This window comes from Streptomyces apocyni (assembly GCF_009739465.1).
Classification (GTDB): domain Bacteria; phylum Actinomycetota; class Actinomycetes; order Streptomycetales; family Streptomycetaceae; genus Streptomyces; species Streptomyces apocyni.
The window spans coordinates 161,407-179,909 of record NZ_WHOM01000040.1 but is presented as its reverse complement, the minus strand read 5'-3'; the positions used below and the strand labels follow the sequence as shown (position 1 = coordinate 179,909).

Genomic DNA, 18,503 nt, shown 5'->3' with positions numbered 1-18,503 from the left:
CGCTGATGTCTACCGACACCTCCGGCGCCATCGACGGCGTCACCCTCTACGACGTGGACAACCCCGCTCCCGTCATCGAGCCGCCCCGTAAGCGCACCAAGAAGACGCCCAAGGGCGGCGGCACCAACTTCGAGATGATCGCCTGGCTGTTCATGCGGCTGTCGGGCATCGTCCTGGTCGTCCTGGTCATTGGTCACCTGCTGATCCAGCTCGTCCTGGACGGCGGCGTCTCCAAGATCGGCTTCGCCTTCGTCGCGGGCCGCTGGGCCTCGCCGTGGTGGCAGACCTGGGACCTGGTGATGCTGTGGCTGGCCATGCTGCACGGCGCCAACGGCCTGCGTACGGTCATCAACGACTACGCGGAGCGGGACAACACCCGCTTCTGGCTGAAGATGCTGCTGTACACCGCCACGGTGTTCACCATCCTGCTGGGCACGCTGGTGATCTTCACCTTCGACCCGAACATCAGCTAGGCACCGGGACCGAGGGAATCACTGATGAAGATCCACAAGTACGACACCGTCATCGTCGGCGCCGGCGGCGCCGGAATGCGCGCGGCCATCGAGGCCACCAAGCGCAGCCGCACCGCCGTGCTGACCAAGCTCTACCCCACCCGCTCCCACACCGGCGCGGCGCAGGGCGGCATGGCCGCGGCGCTCGCCAACGTGGAAGAGGACAACTGGGAGTGGCACACCTTCGACACGGTCAAGGGCGGTGACTACCTGGTCGACCAGGACGCCGCCGAGATCCTGGCGAAGGAAGCCATCGACGCGGTCCTGGACCTCGAGAAGATGGGCCTGCCGTTCAACCGCACCCCGGACGGCACCATCGACCAGCGCCGCTTCGGCGGCCACACCCGCTCGCACGGCGAGGCCCCGGTGCGCCGGGCCTGCTACGCGGCGGACCGCACCGGCCACATGATCCTCCAGACGCTGTACCAGAACTGCGTCAAGGAGGGCGTGGAGTTCTTCAACGAGTTCTACGTCCTGGACCAGCTGATCGTCGAGGAGGACGGCGTACGGAAGTCGGCGGGTGTCGTCGCCTACGAGCTGGCGACCGGCGAGATCCACGTCTTCCAGGCCAAGTCGGTCGTGTACGCGTCCGGCGGCACCGGCAAGTTCTTCAAGGTGACGTCCAACGCGCACACCCTGACCGGTGACGGGCAGGCCGCCTGCTACCGGCGCGGGCTGCCGCTGGAGGACATGGAGTTCTTCCAGTTCCACCCGACGGGCATCTGGCGCATGGGCATCCTGCTGACGGAGGGCGCCCGTGGTGAAGGCGGCATCCTCCGCAACAAGGACGGCGAGCGCTTCATGGAGAAGTACGCGCCGGTCATGAAGGACCTCGCGTCCCGTGACGTCGTGTCCCGCTCCATCTACACGGAGATCCGCGAGGGCCGCGGCTGCGGTCCCGAGGGCGACCACGTCTTCCTCGACCTCACGCACCTCCCGCCGGAGCAGCTGGACGCCAAGCTGCCGGACATCACCGAGTTCGCCCGTACGTACCTGGGCATCGAGCCGTACACCGACCCGATCCCGATCCAGCCGACCGCGCACTACGCCATGGGCGGCATCCCGACCAACGTCAAGGGTGAGGTCCTGGCGGACAACACCACCGTCGTACCGGGCCTGTACGCCGCAGGCGAGGTCGCCTGCGTCTCCGTCCACGGCGCCAACCGCCTCGGCACGAACTCGCTGCTCGACATCAACGTCTTCGGCAAGCGGGCCGGTATCGCCGCCGCCGAGTACTCGGCCACCGCCGACTACGTCGAGCTGCCGGAGAACCCGGCCGAGCTGGTCGCCTCCCAGGTCGAGCGGCTGCGTGAGTCCACCGGTCCGGAGCGGGTGGCGGACATCCGCAAGGAGCTCCAGGAGACCATGGACGCCAACGTCATGGTGTTCCGTACGGAGCAGACGATCAAGAGCGCCGTCGAGAAGATCGCCGAGCTGCGCGACCGCTACCTGCGGGTGTCCATCCAGGACAAGGGCAAGCGCTTCAACACCGACCTCCTCGAGGCCATCGAGCTGGGCAACCTGCTCGACCTGGCCGAGGTGATGGCCGTCTCCGCGCTGGCCCGCAAGGAGTCCCGTGGCGGTCACTACCGCGAGGACTTCCCCAACCGCGACGACGTCAACTTCATGCGCCACACCATGGCGTACCGCGAGGTCACCGGCGAGGGCCCGAGCGCAAAGGACTCGGTCCGGCTCGACTACAAGCCGGTCGTGACGACCCGCTACCAGCCGATGGAGCGTAAGTACTGATGGCTACTCCCGTAATGGACAAGGCCCAGGCCACGGCTACCGCCGACTACATCACGGCCACGTTCCGCATCCGGCGCTTCAACCCGGAGGAGTCGGACGCGGTGATCTGGGAGGACTTCCAGATCACGATCGATCCGAAGGAGCGCGTCCTGGACGCCCTCCACAAGATCAAGTGGGACACGGACGGCACGCTGACCTTCCGGCGCTCCTGCGCGCACGGCATCTGCGGCTCTGACGCCATGCGCATCAACGGCCGTAACCGCCTGGCCTGCAAGACGCTGATCAAGGACATCAACCCGGACAAGCCGATCACGGTCGAGCCCATCAAGGGCCTCACGGTCCTGAAGGACCTCGTGGTCGACATGGAGCCGTTCTTCCAGGCGTTCCGCGATGTGATGCCCTTCCTGGTCACCGAGGGGAACGAGCCGACGCGCGAGCGTCTGCAGTCCGCCGAGGACCGCGAGCGCTTCGACGACACCACCAAGTGCATCCTGTGCGCCGCCTGCACGTCCTCGTGCCCGGTGTTCTGGAACGACGGCCAGTACTTCGGCCCGGCGGCGATCGTCAACGCGCACCGCTTCATCTTCGACTCGCGTGACGAGGCGGGCGAGCAGCGCCTGGAGATCCTGAACGACAAGGACGGCGTGTGGCGCTGCCGCACGACGTTCAACTGCACGGACGCCTGCCCGCGCGGTATCGAGGTCACCAAGGCGATCCAGGAAGTCAAGCGCGCCCTGATCACGCGCCGCTTCTGACGCTGACCTGCTTGGTCGTACGTCAACCGAGGGCCCCGCGCTCCCCGTTCATCCGGGAGGGCGGGGCCCTCGGCCGTTGCGGCTGTGCCAGGATCAAGGGCACCGTAGGGCTAGGCGCCGCCGCGGCCGAGGGGAGACCGGGACACATGAGCGACTCACGTCCGTACAAGGACCAGGGCGACGACCCCGGCGACGGCGCCTACCAGTGGGGCCCGGCACAGCCACCCGGCATGGGCGCGTACGGCCAGCCGCAGTACCCCACACAGCCGATGCAGCCGTTCGGCCAACCCATGCAACCCATGTACCCCATGGGAGGCGCCCCCCTGCTCGCCATCGGGGACATCACGGTGATCGGCGACCAGATCGTGACGCCATCCGGCACGATGCCGCTCAAGGGCGCCGTATGGAACGCCACCGACTTCTCCCGCGTGGAGGAGAAGATCCCCAGCCACGCCATCGTCCTGGCGGTCGTCTTCGCCCTCTTCTGCCTCCTGGGCCTCCTCTTCCTCCTCATGAAGGAACAGGTGACCACCGGCTACATCCAGGTCACCGTCACCAGCGGCGGCCGCCACCACGCGACGATGATCCCGGCCACCGGACCACAGACCCTCCCCTGGGTCATGGGCCAACTCAACTACGCCCGCTCGCTGAGCATCTGAGTGACCCGATCACCTCGTGCGGGGATCAGGCCGTCAGGCCGAGGCGGGTCAGGAGGGTGCCGACTCGGGCGTTCTCGGTGGTGAGGAAGTGGGCGAAGGCGTCGCCGGAGAGGTAGGCGTCGGTCCAGCCGTTGGAGCGGAGGGCGTGGCGCCACTGCGGGGTGGCGCGTAGGCGGTCCAGGAGGGTGAGGAGGTCGGCGCGCTGGCGGGGGGTGAGGTCGGGTGGGGCCAGGAGGCCGCGCCAGTTGACTACCTCCAGGTCGTGGCCCGCCTCGCGCAGGGTGGGTGCGTCGATGCCGGGGACCCGGGCGGGGCCGGTCACCGCGAGGACCCGGAGCTGGCCCGCGGCGATGGCGTGCCGGTACTCGGCGGAGCCGGTGAGGGCGAAGTCCACTTTGCGGCTGAGGACCGCGGCGAGCAGTTCGCCGCCGCCGTCGTAGCGGCCGAAGCTGATGTCGGTGGGAGACAGGCCCACCGTCTCCGCGATCAGCACCAGCGCCTGGTGGTCAGGGCCACCGACGTGCGAGCCGACCCCGGCGCGCAGCCGGGCCGCATCGCCGCGCCAGGCCGCGACCAGCTCGTCGAAGGTGCGGTACGGGGAGCCGCGCGGCACGACCACGGCTTCTGGCTCCTCGATCAGGCGGACCAGCGGGGTCGCCTCGTCGACCGACCGCGACGCCTCGCCGGTCAGCGCGCTGCCGACCAGGCCGAGGCCCATCTGCATGAGCAGCCGGTCATTGCCGGACTCGTGGACCAGCCGGGTGAGCGCGGTGGTTCCGGCCGAGCCGGTGAGGTTGAAGACCTCCGCCTCGTCGGTGAGGCCCGACTCCTCCAGGGCGAGGGCGATCGTGCGGGCGGTGACGTCGTAGCCACCGCCCGCGGGAGTCGGCACCATGAGCCGAAGCGGTTCGTCCCGCTTCGGCTCCACGGTGCAGCCACCGAGCAGCGCCGCCAGCAGTGGCAGCAGCGACACCGTTGCGATGACTCTGCTTCTCATGGTCGGTGCCTCACGGTCGTGTCACGTTCGCGTCCACCTTCGCGCCCTGCTCGTCCGGGTCATCCTGACCCGCGCCATCGTCCTGGGGCAATGCCCGCCCGCGACGCCTCCGCCGAAGCTGGCCGAACACCGGCGCCAGCAGCGAGACCGCGGCCAGGGCCAGCAGCACCGCGGAGATCGGCTTGGTGACAAAGGTGCTGAGGTCTCCGGAGGAGATCAGCAGCGCCTGCCGCATGGACTTCTCCATCAGGCCGCCGAGGATCACGCCCAGGATGAGCGGCGCCGCGGGGAAGTCGTTGGCTCGCATCAGGAAGCCGAGCACCCCGAACCCGATCAGCAGCCACAGGTCGAACGTCGAGAAGGACTGCCCGTACACGCCGACCACGCAGAAGACCACGACCAGAGGGAGGAGAAGGGCCTGCGGGGTCTTGAGGACCTTGGCGAAGAGCGGGATGAGGGGGAGGTTGAGGATCAGGAGGACGACGTTGCCGATGTACATGCTGGCGACGACGCCCCAGAACATGTCCGGTTGCTCGGTCATGAGCAGCGGCCCCGGCTGTACGCCGAGGACCAGCAGGGCCCCAAGCAGTACGGCCGTGGTGCCGGAACCGGGCACACCCAGCGTCATCAGCGGCACGAAGGAGCCGACGGCCGCGGAGTTGTTGGCGGACTCGGGGGCCGCGACGCCCTTGATGTTGCCCTTGCCGAAGGTCTTGCCGTCCTTGGCCAGCCGCTTCTCAAGGGAGTACGAGAGGAACGAGGCGACGGTAGCGCCCGCGCCCGGCAGTACGCCGACGAAGAAGCCGAGCACGGAGCCGCGCCCGGTGGGCCCGCTGATCTCCTTGACCTCGCGCTTGTTCAGCCGCAGGGAGCTGATGGCCCCGGTCTGGGCGCCCTGGCCACGCCGGGTCAGCATGGCGAAGACCTCCGCGAGCGCGAACACGCCCAGCGCCACGATCAGGAACTCCACTCCCTCGTACAGCTCCTCGTGACCGAAGGTGAAGCGGAGCACCGAGGTCTGCGAGTCGATGCCGACCAGCGCGATCATCACGCCGACCGTGCCGGAGATCAGGCCCTTGGTGACGTTGCCGCCGGAGAGGGAGACCACCGCGGTCAGCCCGAGCACCATCAGGGCGAAGTACTCGGCCGGGCCGAAGCTGACCGTCAGCGACGAGAGCGAGGGGGCCACCAGCATCAGGCCGATGACGCCCACGGTGCCGCCGATGAAGGAGGCGATCGCGGCGATCGACAGGGCCTTGCCCGCCTGCCCCTTACGGGCCAGTGGGTAGCCGTCGAAGGAGGTGGCGACCGTGCCCGCCACACCGGGTGCGTTGAGCAGGATGGACGAGGTCGAGCCGCCGAAGATGGCGCCGTAGTAGACCCCGGACAGCATGATGATCGCCGAGACGGGGTCCATGGTGAAGGCGACCGGGATCATCAGCGAGATCGCGCTGATCGGGCCAAGGCCCGGCAGCATCCCGATCACGGTGCCGATCAGGACGCCCAGGAAGACGAAGAGCAGGTTCTGTGGCGACAGCGCGACACCGAAGCCGCCCATGAGGTGAGAGAAAGCGTCCATGACGGCTCCCAGTCAGAAGGGCAGAGAGTCAGCGGGGAGTTAGAAGGGCAGAAGGCCCATGGGGAGGGCTACTTCGAGCCCTTCGGACATGACGAAGTAGAGGCCGAGCGCCGTCCCGGCCCCGACCAAGGCGTTCACCGCGTGCCTGCGGTAGCCGAGGTGCCAGGCCAGGCCGGACACGAACAGCGCCGTGGACAGGACGAAGCCGAGCGGGACGAAGAGCGCGGCGTAGAGGCCGATCGCGGCGAGCAGCGCGGCGAGTTCGAGGCGGGTGTCGGAGAAGCGGCCGATGGGTGGGGCGGACTGCTGCCCCACGGGCCCGCCGCCAGGCGGCTCCGGCTTCGACACCAGCTCCGACACCGACACCGGCTCCGGTTTCGGTTTCGGCACCGGCCCCGACTCCTCCTTCGCCTTCGGCTTCTGGAAGAAGAGCGCCACACTGAGCACGAACAGCACCAGGCCAAGCACCCGAGGCAGCGAGCCTGGCTGGACCGGTGTCTCGACCGCGGTGAACTCCGGAATGCGGTACGCCTGCACGGTGTACGCCACGGCCAGGATGCCGAGCGCCACGGCCAACTTGCGTTGGGTGAACCGGAAGTGATGCATGTCCCGGCCCCGACTATTTCTTCAGTCCGACGCTGGTCAAAACCTCGGAGTATTCCTTGTTCTGCTCGTCGAGGAACGTGCCGAATTCCTTGCTTCCCATAAAGGCGTCGGTCCAGCCGAGCTTCTCGCTCGCCTTCTTCCAGGAGTCCTGCTTGACCATCTCGGCGTATGCCTTCTCGTAGTACGCGATCTGACTCTCGCTCAGGTCCTTGGGCGCCATCACCCCGCGCCAGATGTCGAAGGCGTAGTCCACCCCGGTCTCGGTGAGGCTGGGGGTCTCCGGCAGGATCGGGGACCGCTCCTTCGAGGACACCGCGAGCACCCGTAGGTCGCCGGAACGCACCAACGGCTGCACCTCGGACGCACCCGCGACCGCGGCGTCCGCGTGGCCGCCGAGCAGCGAGGTCAGGGCCTCGCCGCCACCGTCGAAGGGCACGTATTTGACCTTCGACGCGTCGGCGCCCGCCGCCTGTACGGCGCCCGCGAGGCCGACGTGGTCCAGGCTGCCCGGGCCCGAGCCGCCCGCCACGCTCACGTCCTTCGGGCTGGCCTTGAGCTTCTTCGCCAGGTCGCCGAAGGTCTTGTACGGCGAGTTCGCCTTCACCACGTAGGCCAGCGGTTCGCTGTTCAGCCGGGCGATGGGCGTGAAGTCCTCGTACGTCTGGCCGGACGCGCCGGCCAGCGGCACCAGCAGGATGGGCGGGCTGGTGACGAAGAGCTTGTGCGGGTCCTTCTGGTGCTTGGCGACGTACGACCAGCCGATCGCGCCACCGGCGCCGGGCTTGTTCACCACCCGCAGTGGGCGGTCGACCAGGTTCGACTCGTCGAGGACTCGGGCGGTGGTCCTCGCCAGGGTGTCCCAGCCGCCGCCGGTCCCGGCGGGGGCGACGTACTCGATGGGCTTGGTCGGCTTCCAGTCACCGCCGGAGGCCGCGTCCTGCTGTCCGCCACCGCCGCAGGCGGCGAGGAGCACGGCGGCGGAACCGACGGCGACGGCCGCTCTTACCGCCCTGGGGCCTGAACGGGACATGTTTCCTCCAGCTGCTGCGTACGTCGGGGGGTGGGGCGTAATGCAAGCAGCGGGAGAAGCAGCCGGAAAGGGCTCCGGGTGTTGTGCAGCTATTGGCGATAACGAAAGTTGTGGACATAGTGTTCACGGCCGGAACGCGCCGGTGAGCGGCACAATGTCGACCGCGCGCAATGCGACAGGCAGGCCGAGACGAAGGGGACGAGATGCGGCGAATATCCCGCATACCCCTGGTATCCCGAATATCCTGCATCCCCCGGGTGCCCCGGATGCTCCGGGTACCCCGGATTCTCGCGCCCCGGCTGTCCCTCGCCGGTCAGTTCCTCGCCTTGCAACTGGCCCTGATCGTGGTGGTGCTCGGCGTCATCGCGGCCGTGTCGGTGGCCCAGTCCAACGCGGAGTTCCGCCGAGCCGAGGGCCGTCGGCTGCTGAGCGTCGCCGAGACCGTCGCCTCCACCGACGCCGTACGGGTCGGTCTGGCCGACACCGAGGAGCAGGGCATCCTGCAACCCACCGCGGAGAGCGCGCGCAGCGTCTCGGGGGCCTCGTACGTGATCATCACCGGCACCGACCGGCAGGTACTCACCGACATCGACCCGCGACGGATCGGGAAGCCGCTCTCCGTGGGCCCCAGTGGCGTGCTCTCCGGCCGGTCCTGGGTGGGCAGCGCCGAGCCAGCAGGACGGGACGCGGTGGAGGCGCATGTACCGGTGTTCGGGGAGCGAGGCCGGTTGCTCGGGGCCGTGGTCGCCGGGCGTTCCTACCCTGATCTCGGGGCGCGGATCGCCACCGCCGCGCCGTATCTGCTGGTCTACCTGGGCATCGCCAGCGCGCTGGGCGCCGCGGGCTCGGTGCTGCTCTCGCGGCGGATCAAACGACAGACGCTGGGCCTGGAGCCGCAGGAGATCACCGCCCTGGTGGAGCACCGCGAGGCGATGCTGCACGGCATCAAGGAGGGCGTGATCGGCCTGGACGGGCAGGGCAGGGTGACGCTCGCCAACGACACCGCCGTAGACCTGCTGCGGCTGCCGCCCGACGCGCCGGGGCGCACGCTCCGGGAGCTGGCCGTCGATCCCGCGCTGCACGATGTGCTCACCGGGCGGGTCGGGGGCGCTGACCAGGTCGTGATCGCCGGGGACCGGATGCTGACGGTCAACCGCATGCCGCTGGTCGCCAAGGCGGGGGCGAACGGCTCCGTGCCCCACAACTCCGTGACCCACGGCTCCGTGACCACGATGCGGGACCTCACCGAACTGGTCGCGCTCCGCAGCGAGTTGGACACCACTCGCAGCGCCACCAACACGCTGCGCGCCCAGGCGCACGAGTTCCACAACCAGCTCCATGTGATCGCGGGCCTGGTGGAGTTGGAGGAGTACCCGGAGGTCGCCCGCTATGTGCGCGGGATCTGCGGCACCCACACCCGGCGTACGGCCGAGGTGATCTCCAAGGTCACCGACCCCTCGCTGGCCGCGCTGCTGATCGCCAAGTCGAGCCTCGCCGCCGAGCAGGGTGCCACGCTGCGGCTCACCGGCAGCGGCGGGCTGGGTCCGGTGGACGACGACTCCCTCGCCTCCGACCTGGTGACCGTGGTCGGCAACCTGGTGGACAACGCGCTCGACGCGGTACGCAACACGGGACCCGGCAGTTGGGTCGAGGTGGAGCTGACCGAGCGGGAGCCGGAGATCGAGATCCGGGTACGGGACTCGGGCCCCGGCGTCGCCCCCGAGCTGACCGAGGAGATCTTCCGGCACGGCTTCACCACCAAGACGGCGGCCAGAGGCGGGCAGCGAGGGCTTGGCCTGGCCATCGTGCGGTTGGTGTGTACGCGGCGGGGCGGCTCGGTCGCGGCGGACGGGGCGGAGTTCCGGGCGATCCTGCCACGCGCGGCAGCATCAGAACGAGCGGCAGCTGACGGCAGACCTGAAGGCAAAGGCATACGAGGAAGCGAAGGAGTCCCCTCATGATCCGCGTACTCGTCGTCGACGACGACTTCATGGTCGCCCGGCTGCACAGCAAGCTGGTGGAGCGGGTCCCCGGATTCACCGTGGTCGGCGAGGCCCGCAGCGGCCGGGACGCCCTGACCGCGGTCCAGGAGCTCCGCCCCGACCTGATGCTGCTCGACATCTACCTGCCGGACATGAGCGGCCTGGACGTACTGCGCGAACTCCGCCGAGGCCAGACACCACCGGCCGAGGTCGACGTACTCGTGGTGACGGCCGCGCAGGACGCCGAGACCGTACGCGGGGCGCTGCGCGGGGGCGCCGTGCACTACATCATCAAGCCCTTCGAGGCTCCCGTACTGCGGGAACGCCTGGAGCACTACGCCCAGCGCCACCAGCAGCTCGCGACCATCGCCACGCCCGGCCAGGCCGACGTCGACCGCGTCTTCGGCACGCCCCCCAACGACGCACCCGCGCCGCCACCGGAGCCCACGCCCTCCTCCACGCCCGCCCCCGTCGCCACGATGCTGGGCCCCGCCACGCGCCTGCCCAAGGGCGTCACGGCGCAGACCGCCGAACTGGTGGCCAGCGCCCTCGCCTCCCACCCCGACGGCGTCTCCGCCTCCGAGTGCGCCGCGCACAGCGGCCTCTCCCGGGTCAGCGCCCGCCGCTACCTGGAGTTCTTCGTCTCCACCGGCCGGGCGGTCGTCACCCTGCGCTACGGCACCACGGGCCGCCCCGAACGCCGGTACCACCGGGGCTCAGGACTGCCGTGACGCCAGGGTGACCACGGTGATGTCCGAGGGCGCGCCCACACGCACCGGCGGGCCCCAGGTACCCGCGCCCCGGGTGACGTAGAGCTGGGTGTCGCCGTAGCGTTCGAGTCCGGCGAGGGTGGGGTTGGCGAGGTCGGCGATGAGGTTGCCGGGCCACATCTGGCCGCCGTGGGTGTGCCCGGACAGTTGCAGGTCCACTCCGTGCCGTACCGCGTCATGGATGGCGACGGGCTGGTGGGCGAGGAGTACGGAGGCGCGGGTGGTGTCGCGGTCGCCGAGTGCCTTGTCGTAGTCGGGGCCCTGGCCCTCGTTCTCGCCCGCGATGTCGTTGACGCCCGCGAGGTCGAAGGCGCCCAGCTCGACGCGGGCGTTCTCCAGTGGGCGCAGGCCGAGTTCGCGGACGTGGTCGACCCATTCCTCGGCGCCGGAGAAGTACTCGTGGTTGCCGGTGACGAAGTACGAGCCGTGCCGCGACCGCAGCTGGGCCAGCGGCTCGGCCGCCGGGCCGAGGTCCGCCACCGTGCCGTCCACCAGGTCGCCCACGACGGCGACCAGGTCGGGCTGCTGGGCGTTGATGGTGTCGACGATGCGCTGGGTGTGGGCGCGGCCCAGGACCGGGCCGATGTGGATGTCGCTGACCACCGCGATGCGGTATCCGTGGGCGCGGCGGCCCAGCTTGGCCAGGGGTACGGTCACGTTCTTGACGCTCGGTCCGCGCAGCACGCCGTACGTGCCGTAGCCGACGGTGCCGACGCCTGCGGCGAGGGCCGCGCCCGCGACCACCCGGGAGACGAACAGGCGGCGGGAGGGGTCGGCGAGGGTGGATGGGGCAGCGGGCGCGGGTTCGGGTGCGGGCTCCGATGCGGGTGCGGGCGCGGATGCGGGTGCGTTCTCGCCGCCGCGCGCCGCGACCGGCTGGGCCTCCCGTACCGGCGCGTCCTCCACGGCAGGCTCGGCCTCGGTCACGGCCTCGGCCCTCGCCGCGGCTCGCCGCTCCAGGAACCTCCGCAGCAACGGCCGTACGGCCTCGCCCACCAGCAGCGCCAGCAGTACGTACAGCGCGAGCGCCAGCCACAGGTAGCCGGGCCAGGCCAGCACCTGCTGGAGCCGGAACGGCAGCCCGGCCCGCCCGCCCACCAGCGCGCCGACCATCAGCAGCGGACCGGCCACGAACACCGCCGTACCGGCGCGGCGGCCCAGGCCCCCGGGTGCCGTGGTGTCGCGGACCAGCCTGCGCCAGACGTACCAGTGCAGGCCAGCCAGGACCGAGAGCACGGCAAGCGCGACGAGCACTCCCAGAACGATCACTTGAGTCACTCCCTATGACGTTCGGCGCAGCACTCTCAGCGATCGGAACCCAATGCCCCCGACCACCGTCCCCAAGACAAAGGACGTTACAGCGAGCAGCAGATGCACCCAGAAGTACCCCGTCGGATCACCGGCGTCGTCGAAGGCGAGGCCGCTCGCGTCCTTCCATAGATTCTTGACGAAAGTGACCCAGATGCCCCAGCTCCACACCCCGAAGGCGAGCAGGAACCAGGACAGGGAGCGGCTGAGCTTCATAGGGCCAGTATCGCTACTGTCCGTTCTGTGGAGCCGTCGGGGTGCGCCGGGGCTGGCTTCCTCTGCCACACCCTGTACGTTCTCGACCGTGCACGCCTTCAAGAAGATCGCCACCGTGGCCGCTTCTGCCAGTTTGCTGGCCATGTCCGTCGCCGTTCCCGCACTCGCGGACGAGAAGCCGGACAAGGACCAGGACGACAAGAAGCCGAAACCACCGGCCACCATGTCGACGGTCGGCGGTACCCGGCTGGGTCAGCCCGGCACCCAGGTGGACCTGGGGGGCGGCGAGGCTCCGGTGCTGCCGAAGAAGGAGAAGCTGACAGCACGCTCCTGGATCGTCGCGGACGCCCAGTCGGGCGAGGTGCTCGCCGCGCACAACGCGCACTGGCGGCTGGCTCCGGCGAGCACCATGAAGATGCTTCTCGCGGACACCCTGCTGCCGAAGTTCCCCAAGACCCGGGAGCACAAGGTCGACCCGTCGGACCTGGAGGGCATGGGGTCGGGCAGCAGCCTGGTCGGTATCAAGGAGAACCAGACGTACACCGCGCATGACCTGTGGCTGGGGGCCTTCCTGCGCTCCGGCAACGACGCCGTACACGTCCTGTGCGCCATGAACGGCGGCAAGGAGAAGACCGTACGGGACATGAACAAGCGCGCCCAGGAGCTCCAGGCGCTCGACACCCATGTGGTCAACCCGGACGGTTACGACGCCAAGGGCCAGGTCTCCAGCGCGTACGACCTCACCCTGATCGCCCGCTCCGGGATGCAGAAGAAGGACTTCCGCGAGTACGCCGCCACGGCGACCGCCAAGTTCCCCGGTGTGGAGAAGAAGGGCGGCAAGAAGGGCAAGCCCTTCGAGATCCAGAACACCAACCGGCTGCTGACGGGCGCGAGCGGAGTGACGCCGTACCCGGGCATCGCGGGCATCAAGAACGGCTCCACCACGCACGCCGGTACGACGTTCACGGGCGTCGCCGAACGGGACGGCACGGTGCTCCTGGTCACCGTGATGAACCCGGACTCGGAGGAAAGCGGCGCCGTCTACAAGGAGACGGCGCGGCTGCTTGACTGGGGCTTCGCCGCGTCCGGGAAGGTCACGCCGGTGGGCGAGCTGGTCCCGCCGCAGAACGTGGACACCAAGCAGTCGGACGCCGCCCCGGCACCCGGCCACGACAACGGCCAGGGCAAGGGCAAGGGCGGCGAGCAGGACGAGAAGGACTCGACGGCGGTCGCGGCGACCGGGCAGGGGGGCTCCGGCGGTCTGGGGATCGCGCTCGCGGTCGTCGGCGGGGTGCTCGCGCTGGTCGGGGCCGGGATGTTCCTGGTCAACCGCCGTTGGCCGGTGCCTGCTTTGGCCCGTCGCCGTCGCGGGCTCCGCCTCCGCCTTCGCCGCTGACGTCTGCCTCCGCTTCCGTCTCCGCCTCCGTTTCCTCTCCCTCTCCCTCTTCCTCTTCCGGTTCCTCTTCCGGATTCGTCGCCGTCCACGCGGCGCAGAAGAGCAGCACCTTCGCCATGAAGTTGATCCACAGCAGCAGCGCGATGGGCACCCCGAACGCCCCGTACATCGACTTCGCCGCGACGCCCTTCATATAGCCGCCGAGCAGCGCCTTGAGGAGCTCGAAGCCGACCGCGCCGATCAGCGCGGCGACGACCAGGCGGCGGTGCGGCGGGTGCACGCCGGGCAGCAGGGTCAGCACGTAGAGCAGGATCAGGAAGGCCGCGAGTACGGCGAACCCGAGTACGGCGACCACCAGCAGCCAGCCGACCGGCCCCTCGTCGTCGAGCCCGACCTCCCGTACGAACCAGAACACCGCGGTGTTGCCGATCGCCGACGCGGCGAGCGAGACGAGCCCGGTGAGACCGAGACCGAACAGCACACCCGCGTCCTTGAGCTTGCGCACGAATACGTTCTCGTCCGTGTCCTCCAAGCCCCAGACGGCGCGCAGCGACTCCCGCATCGAGCCGACCCAGCTGATACCGGTGACCAGCAGCAGCAAGGCCGCGACCAGGCCCACCGTCGCGGCGTTCTGCACCAGCGCCTCGATGTCGAGCTGCTCGGAGATGCCCGGCACCTGCTCGGTCAGCTTGTCCTGAAGCTCCTGTTGCTGCTGGGTACTGAGGGTCGCGGCGGCGATGGCGGCGGCGACGGTGAGCAGCGGAAAGAGGGCGACGAAGCTGGTGAAGGTCATCGCGGCGGCCAGCCGCGTCCAGTGGGCGCGGTCCAAGGTCTCGTACGAGCGCCACGCGTGAGTGGTCATCAGCCACGAGACGATCGGCCCGATCACGGGGAGCTTCTTCAGCCAGTCCATGCGCCCAGAATCCCAGCCAGCACAGTCCTGACCACGCGCCGAAGCCCACGTCGGCGCGTCGCGGCACGCCGTACGTCAGTCGGCGGCGCCGCCGCCTTCGGGCGCCTCGCCCGGTAGTTGCTCGGCAACGTAAGTGCCGCGCCCCTGCACCGTCCACACGACCCCGTCGTCGACAAGCACCGCGATCGCCCGTCGCACCGTCGACCGAGCAAGGCCGTACTCCTGCACCAACCGGGTCTCTGACGCGATCGGACGACCCGGCGCCCAATCCCCACGGGCGATGCGGGCGCGCAGGATCTCGGCGAGCTGTCGGTATGGGGTCACCGGGCCGACGTGATCGATCTCGGCGTTCGGATCTGCGGTCATGATCTCGACGTTACGCGGATGACCACAGATCGACCCTTTGAGATACGTATCGACTCGTCTCGACTCAGGGCGAGACAGGGCGATACAAGTTGCCTTACGCTGCGAAACGAGAAGACCCCCGCGACGCGGCGAACGTCCGGGGGCGTGGCCAACAGCCGTAGCCATAGAGGAGCTGTCAGCAATGCGCATTATCCATGCCCTAATCCTGTGGGCGAGCCTGGAGTTCGGCCTGCGGGGGCACGGCCGACACCGCACCCGCCCCGCCGCACTCCCCGCGCCCTCGCGCCCCGCTCCCGCCGCACCCCGACAACACGCAGCCCGCGCCCGCTCCCCGTACGGACTGGACACACCACTCAACGGCGAGGACACCGCACTGGTCCGCCCGTACCTCGCGGCATACGAGGAGCGGCAAGAACGTGCCAGGCGGCGCCGCCGACGCCTCGCCCTCGTACTCGCAGCCGACTTCGGCATCGACCTCGACGACCACCTGATCGGCACGGAGGCAGCGGCGTGAGCGACGAGGCCTACGTCGCGCTGCTCGACCACGCCGCCGCATGCACCGCGTGCCGCACCGCCCCGGACCTGTGCCCGCACGGCCAGCGCCTCGCGAACGCACTACGGAGCCCTTCGGCGATCTGCTGCCGCTGCGACCGGACCATCAAGCCGGACGAGCCGTACGAGCGCCACATCCACGACCGGGGGACGGGCGCACCCCTGGTCAACTACAGCCACCGCGACGGGTGTACCACCCCGGCACCGGCATCACACCCGAAGCGGGGCCGGTAAGCGGGGCCGGTCCTGGGGCGAGGTCAGCCGACTTCCTTCTCGATCGCCTCGAAGATGTACGCGTCGGTCTCCCGCTGATGGGGACTGTTTGGCCCCCGGTGTGGGATTCGGAAGCAACCGGCCGCTACCAGGTAAGAGGTGGGATGGAGCCGGCCGGATTCGAACCGGCGTCCTCCCACATGCGGTGAAGGCGCGACAACCGCTGCGCTACGAGCCCCATCCCGCTCGTGATCATACGAGCCACCCGCACCCTGCCGCTCTCGAATATTCGAAGGCGACGACAGATCACTCAGGGTGTCCGCGTCACGGAAGTTGAGCCAGAACCCAAGTTCAGGCGCCCCGACACAACTTCCCCTACCGTCACGGTCTCCACCGTACGAGGGAGACGCAAAGCGCTGGCCGCCGCACACGACCTCTCCCAGCTGCGATTCCGCCGCACCACCGACCCGGACAGCAACATCACGGTGTGACGCCCCGCCTCCTGCGACGGCGGCGGTGGCACGTAGCATCTGGTGCGTTTGCTCTGGCTTGGCAAGGTCACAAGGGGGAAGTCATGGCTGGCGGCGGGCGGAACCGCCTCAGCGTGGTCGGCGGATTGCTGGCGGGCGCGGTCTTCGCAATTGGTATCGGACTGGCTCCGGCACCTACCGGTCGCCGGAGAAACTGCCGGCCCTGCCCGGGTGGGAGGGCGTGAAGCCGGACACCTTCTGCGGGGTGAAGGGCCTCCAGCTCCCCGCCACATACCGCAAGGACCTGGAGCGTGTCGGCGGCGAGGGCGGGGCGACGGCCCGCACCTGCGCGTCGGGCCGTGACGGCCGCCCGAAGGATACGGATGTCGACGATCGTCGACCCGACTCAGACTTCGTCCGTGTCCTGCTGCCAGCCTACGTCGAGGCGGAGTTCGAACGCATCGGCTGCGGCCCGGGGAAGGCGAAACTCCCGGCTCCCTGAACTCCCTGAACTCCCTGACGAAGCCTCGCTCACCAGCACTCCCTCTGTCGCGTTCCCGAAAGTAGACAAAGTCATGACGCAGTCGCCGCTTCCCCCGCCCAATCAGCCGCCACCCGGTGGCTTCGGCCCCCCGCAGGACCCCCCGCCCGGAGGATTCGGCAACCCTCAAGGCCCCGGGCCCGGTTACGGCTACCCCCAGATGCCGCCGCCCACCCAGTCGCCGCAGCCGCCCGCCCTGCCCCCATCGCAGCAGCCGACGGATGCCGGGGACCAGCCTGTTTACGGTGCCCTGGCGCAACCGCCGCACTACGGGGCATACCAGCAGCAGCCCACCATGCCGATGCAGCCGCCAGGACCGGGACCGGGACCGGCGGGCCCCGGTGGGGGTAGCGGTGGCAAGAGGTTCAACTCAGCGACGACGGTCGTCATCGCCGCGGTGGTGGCGGTGGCCCTGGTCGTCGGCGGCGGCGTGCTGTACGCATCGAAGTCCGGTGACGACCAGGGCAAGACGGATGAGGCCAAGAGTTCGGCGGGCAAGGACGGCGGCAAGGAGGACACCGAGGGCGGCGGTACCGGCGGCAAAGAGGAGGCACCCTCCAACACCAGCGCCAAGGTGCTCCTCCGGGAGGTGACGCCCGAGATCCCCGAGGACATTCTCTGGGACGCCAGGGGCGCCTGGCTCACCGGCGACGTCTACGCCAAGAGCAACGACAAGGGGGTCGCCGGTTATGACCTGGCCACCGGCGAGGAGAAGTGGATCATCGAGCTCCCGGGCCCGGTGTGCGCGGCGAGTCGCCACGTCAACGAGGACGACCTGACGGCGATCGTCCACCAGAACAAGTGGCCGAAGAAGGAGAGCGATTACGCGGACGCGGACACGTTGTGCACCGAGGTCACGGCCATCGACCTCGCGGCGGGCAAGGAGCTGTGGACCCACACGGTCTCCGGCGGCACCAAGAAGGTGGAGTTCGAGGAGATCACCGTCAGCGGGAACATCGCCGCGGCGGGAGGCACGGGCGGCGGTGCGGCGTACGACATCTCCACCGGAAAGAACCTCTGGAAGCCGAAGGTCACGGACAGCTGCGCGGACGCCGGGTACGGCGGCGGCGCGCAGCTCATCGCGATCCGCAAGTGCGGTGAGTACGAGGATACGAGGATCGAGGTCCAGCTCCTCAAGAAGGACGGCAGGCCCGAGTGGAGCTACCGGCTGCCGGCCGGACTCGAGTACGCCTCGGTCGTCTCCACCGATCCGGTCGCCGTCGCCGTGGAGGACCCGCGCGCGGCCATCGGCGAGGCCAGTCCCGTGGACGTCTTTTCCTTCGACGACGAGGGCGAGCTGCTCACCAAGCTGAGCTTGATGGATGACCTGTACGAGTTCCACTGTGAGGGGGCGATCAGCGTGGAGCGCTGCGTAGCCATGACCGTCGGCAACGGCAAGCTCTATGTCGCGACCACCCAGCACTCCGGCAACAGTGAGTCCGGCCAGACCAACGAAATCGTCGGCTTCGACCTGAAGACCGGCAAGCTCTCGGGTCCCAAGGCCGACGCGGGTGAGCGAGGCAAGATCTACCCCCTGCAGATGGACGGGAGCAACGTCATAGCGTACCGGACCCCGTCCTACGAGAAGGGCGGACAGGTCGTGTCCCTCGACTCCCGGACGATGAAGGAGACGCTCCTGCTGGAGAACCCGGCAGAGGGCTCCGTACGCCAGGCGGAGACCAGCTTCAACTTCCCGGACGAGGGGACCGAGTTCCGCTACGGGAACGGACGGCTGTTCATCTCAGACGACCGGATGAGCGACACGGAGACTCTGCCCGGCCGCGAGGACTATCTGGCGATCGGCTTCGCCGTCGACTGACGCCGACTGACAGCCGGCCGCGGGGACCCGCCCCTGACAGAACGCGCCGCCGCGAATGATGACGACCCGT

At 69.3% G+C, this 18,503-nt stretch carries 19 protein-coding genes and 1 tRNA gene; 11 read left to right on the top strand and 9 right to left on the bottom strand.

Features of this window, described 5'->3' with window-relative positions:
• Positions 1-5: 5 nt before the first annotated feature.
• The 4 genes from GCN81_RS08115 to GCN81_RS08100 all read left to right on the top strand — a co-directional run bounded on the left by GCN81_RS08115 (position 6) and on the right by GCN81_RS08100 (position 3,675).
• On the top strand, positions 6-473 hold the full coding sequence (locus GCN81_RS08115) for a succinate dehydrogenase hydrophobic membrane anchor subunit (RefSeq protein WP_156723157.1): 468 nt from the start codon (positions 6-8) through the stop codon (positions 471-473).
• Positions 474-497: 24 nt separating this feature from the next.
• On the top strand, positions 498-2,261 hold the full coding sequence (sdhA, locus tag GCN81_RS08110; protein WP_156723155.1) for a succinate dehydrogenase flavoprotein subunit: 1,764 nt from the start codon (positions 498-500) through the stop codon (positions 2,259-2,261).
• Positions 2,261-3,016 (top strand): succinate dehydrogenase iron-sulfur subunit, encoded by a 756-nt coding sequence (locus GCN81_RS08105; RefSeq protein WP_156723153.1) that lies wholly within the window; start codon positions 2,261-2,263, stop codon positions 3,014-3,016. Before sdhA ends, GCN81_RS08105 begins: the two co-directional genes overlap by 1 nt.
• A gap of 146 nt (positions 3,017-3,162) precedes the next feature.
• Entirely contained in the window at positions 3,163-3,675 is a 513-nt protein-coding gene (locus GCN81_RS08100; protein WP_156723151.1) for a hypothetical protein, read from the top strand.
• A 25-nt stretch (positions 3,676-3,700) separates the two neighbouring features.
• On the opposite strand, the gene GCN81_RS08095 is transcribed toward GCN81_RS08100, so the two are convergent.
• From GCN81_RS08095 to GCN81_RS08080, 4 genes are read right to left on the bottom strand one after another with little or no spacing between them, the layout of a single operon-like run.
• A complete protein-coding gene (locus tag GCN81_RS08095; RefSeq protein ID WP_156723150.1) occupies positions 3,701-4,672 on the bottom strand; it encodes a tripartite tricarboxylate transporter substrate binding protein in 972 nt (323 codons plus the stop codon).
• Positions 4,673-4,682: 10 nt separating this feature from the next.
• The gene (locus tag GCN81_RS08090; RefSeq protein WP_156723148.1) at positions 4,683-6,251 is read right to left on the bottom strand and encodes a tripartite tricarboxylate transporter permease; all 1,569 of its coding nucleotides are present in this window, start codon (positions 6,249-6,251) and stop codon (positions 4,683-4,685) included.
• Between the two features lie 39 nt (positions 6,252-6,290).
• A complete protein-coding gene (locus tag GCN81_RS08085; protein ID WP_156723146.1) occupies positions 6,291-6,857 on the bottom strand; it encodes a tripartite tricarboxylate transporter TctB family protein in 567 nt (188 codons plus the stop codon).
• A 13-nt stretch (positions 6,858-6,870) separates the two neighbouring features.
• Positions 6,871-7,887, bottom strand: coding sequence for a tripartite tricarboxylate transporter substrate binding protein (locus GCN81_RS08080; protein ID WP_156723144.1), 1,017 nt, complete (start codon positions 7,885-7,887; stop codon positions 6,871-6,873).
• Between the two features lie 266 nt (positions 7,888-8,153).
• Between GCN81_RS08080 and GCN81_RS08075 the strand changes: the two genes are divergently transcribed.
• Positions 8,154-9,848, top strand: a complete 1,695-nt coding sequence (locus GCN81_RS08075) for an ATP-binding protein (RefSeq protein WP_156723142.1) — start codon at positions 8,154-8,156, stop codon at positions 9,846-9,848.
• The gene (locus GCN81_RS08070) at positions 9,845-10,600 is read left to right on the top strand and encodes a response regulator (protein ID WP_156723140.1); all 756 of its coding nucleotides are present in this window, start codon (positions 9,845-9,847) and stop codon (positions 10,598-10,600) included. Before GCN81_RS08075 ends, GCN81_RS08070 begins: the two co-directional genes overlap by 4 nt.
• On the opposite strand, the gene GCN81_RS08065 is transcribed toward GCN81_RS08070, so the two are convergent.
• Entirely contained in the window at positions 10,586-11,908 is a 1,323-nt protein-coding gene (locus GCN81_RS08065; protein ID WP_156723138.1) for a metallophosphoesterase, read from the bottom strand. The genes GCN81_RS08070 and GCN81_RS08065 overlap by 15 nt on opposite strands.
• 12 nt (positions 11,909-11,920) lie before the next feature.
• Positions 11,921-12,163: an SCO4848 family membrane protein gene (locus tag GCN81_RS32255; protein WP_231626484.1), complete on the bottom strand. Its 243-nt coding sequence runs from the start codon at positions 12,161-12,163 to the stop codon at positions 11,921-11,923.
• An 88-nt stretch (positions 12,164-12,251) separates the two neighbouring features.
• Here GCN81_RS32255 and GCN81_RS08060 point away from each other — a divergent pair, with 88 nt between their 5' ends.
• Complete coding sequence (locus GCN81_RS08060; protein WP_231626480.1) at positions 12,252-13,559, top strand: D-alanyl-D-alanine carboxypeptidase family protein; 1,308 nt, start codon at positions 12,252-12,254, stop codon at positions 13,557-13,559.
• Here the strand turns inward: GCN81_RS08060 and GCN81_RS08055 are convergent.
• The gene (locus tag GCN81_RS08055) at positions 13,489-14,472 is read right to left on the bottom strand and encodes a YihY/virulence factor BrkB family protein (RefSeq protein WP_156723135.1); all 984 of its coding nucleotides are present in this window, start codon (positions 14,470-14,472) and stop codon (positions 13,489-13,491) included. The genes GCN81_RS08060 and GCN81_RS08055 overlap by 71 nt on opposite strands.
• Before the next feature lie 75 nt (positions 14,473-14,547).
• Positions 14,548-14,838: a GntR family transcriptional regulator gene (locus tag GCN81_RS08050; RefSeq protein ID WP_156723133.1), complete on the bottom strand. Its 291-nt coding sequence runs from the start codon at positions 14,836-14,838 to the stop codon at positions 14,548-14,550.
• Between the two features lie 181 nt (positions 14,839-15,019).
• On the opposite strand from GCN81_RS08050, the gene GCN81_RS08045 reads away from it, so the two are divergent.
• Together GCN81_RS08045 and GCN81_RS08040 are read left to right on the top strand one after the other, a co-directional pair.
• The gene (locus GCN81_RS08045) at positions 15,020-15,352 is read left to right on the top strand and encodes a hypothetical protein (protein ID WP_156723131.1); all 333 of its coding nucleotides are present in this window, start codon (positions 15,020-15,022) and stop codon (positions 15,350-15,352) included.
• The gene (locus GCN81_RS08040; RefSeq protein ID WP_156723129.1) at positions 15,349-15,624 is read left to right on the top strand and encodes a hypothetical protein; all 276 of its coding nucleotides are present in this window, start codon (positions 15,349-15,351) and stop codon (positions 15,622-15,624) included. Before GCN81_RS08045 ends, GCN81_RS08040 begins: the two co-directional genes overlap by 4 nt.
• A 144-nt stretch (positions 15,625-15,768) precedes the next feature.
• On the opposite strand, the gene GCN81_RS08035 is transcribed toward GCN81_RS08040, so the two are convergent.
• Positions 15,769-15,842, bottom strand: a tRNA-Ala gene (locus GCN81_RS08035).
• A 472-nt stretch (positions 15,843-16,314) separates the two neighbouring features.
• Here GCN81_RS08035 and GCN81_RS31775 point away from each other — a divergent pair.
• A complete protein-coding gene (locus GCN81_RS31775; protein ID WP_197287524.1) occupies positions 16,315-16,575 on the top strand; it encodes a hypothetical protein in 261 nt (86 codons plus the stop codon).
• 334 nt (positions 16,576-16,909) lie between these two features.
• A complete protein-coding gene (locus tag GCN81_RS08030; protein WP_197287523.1) occupies positions 16,910-18,433 on the top strand; it encodes an outer membrane protein assembly factor BamB family protein in 1,524 nt (507 codons plus the stop codon).
• Positions 18,434-18,503: the final 70 nt, after the last annotated feature.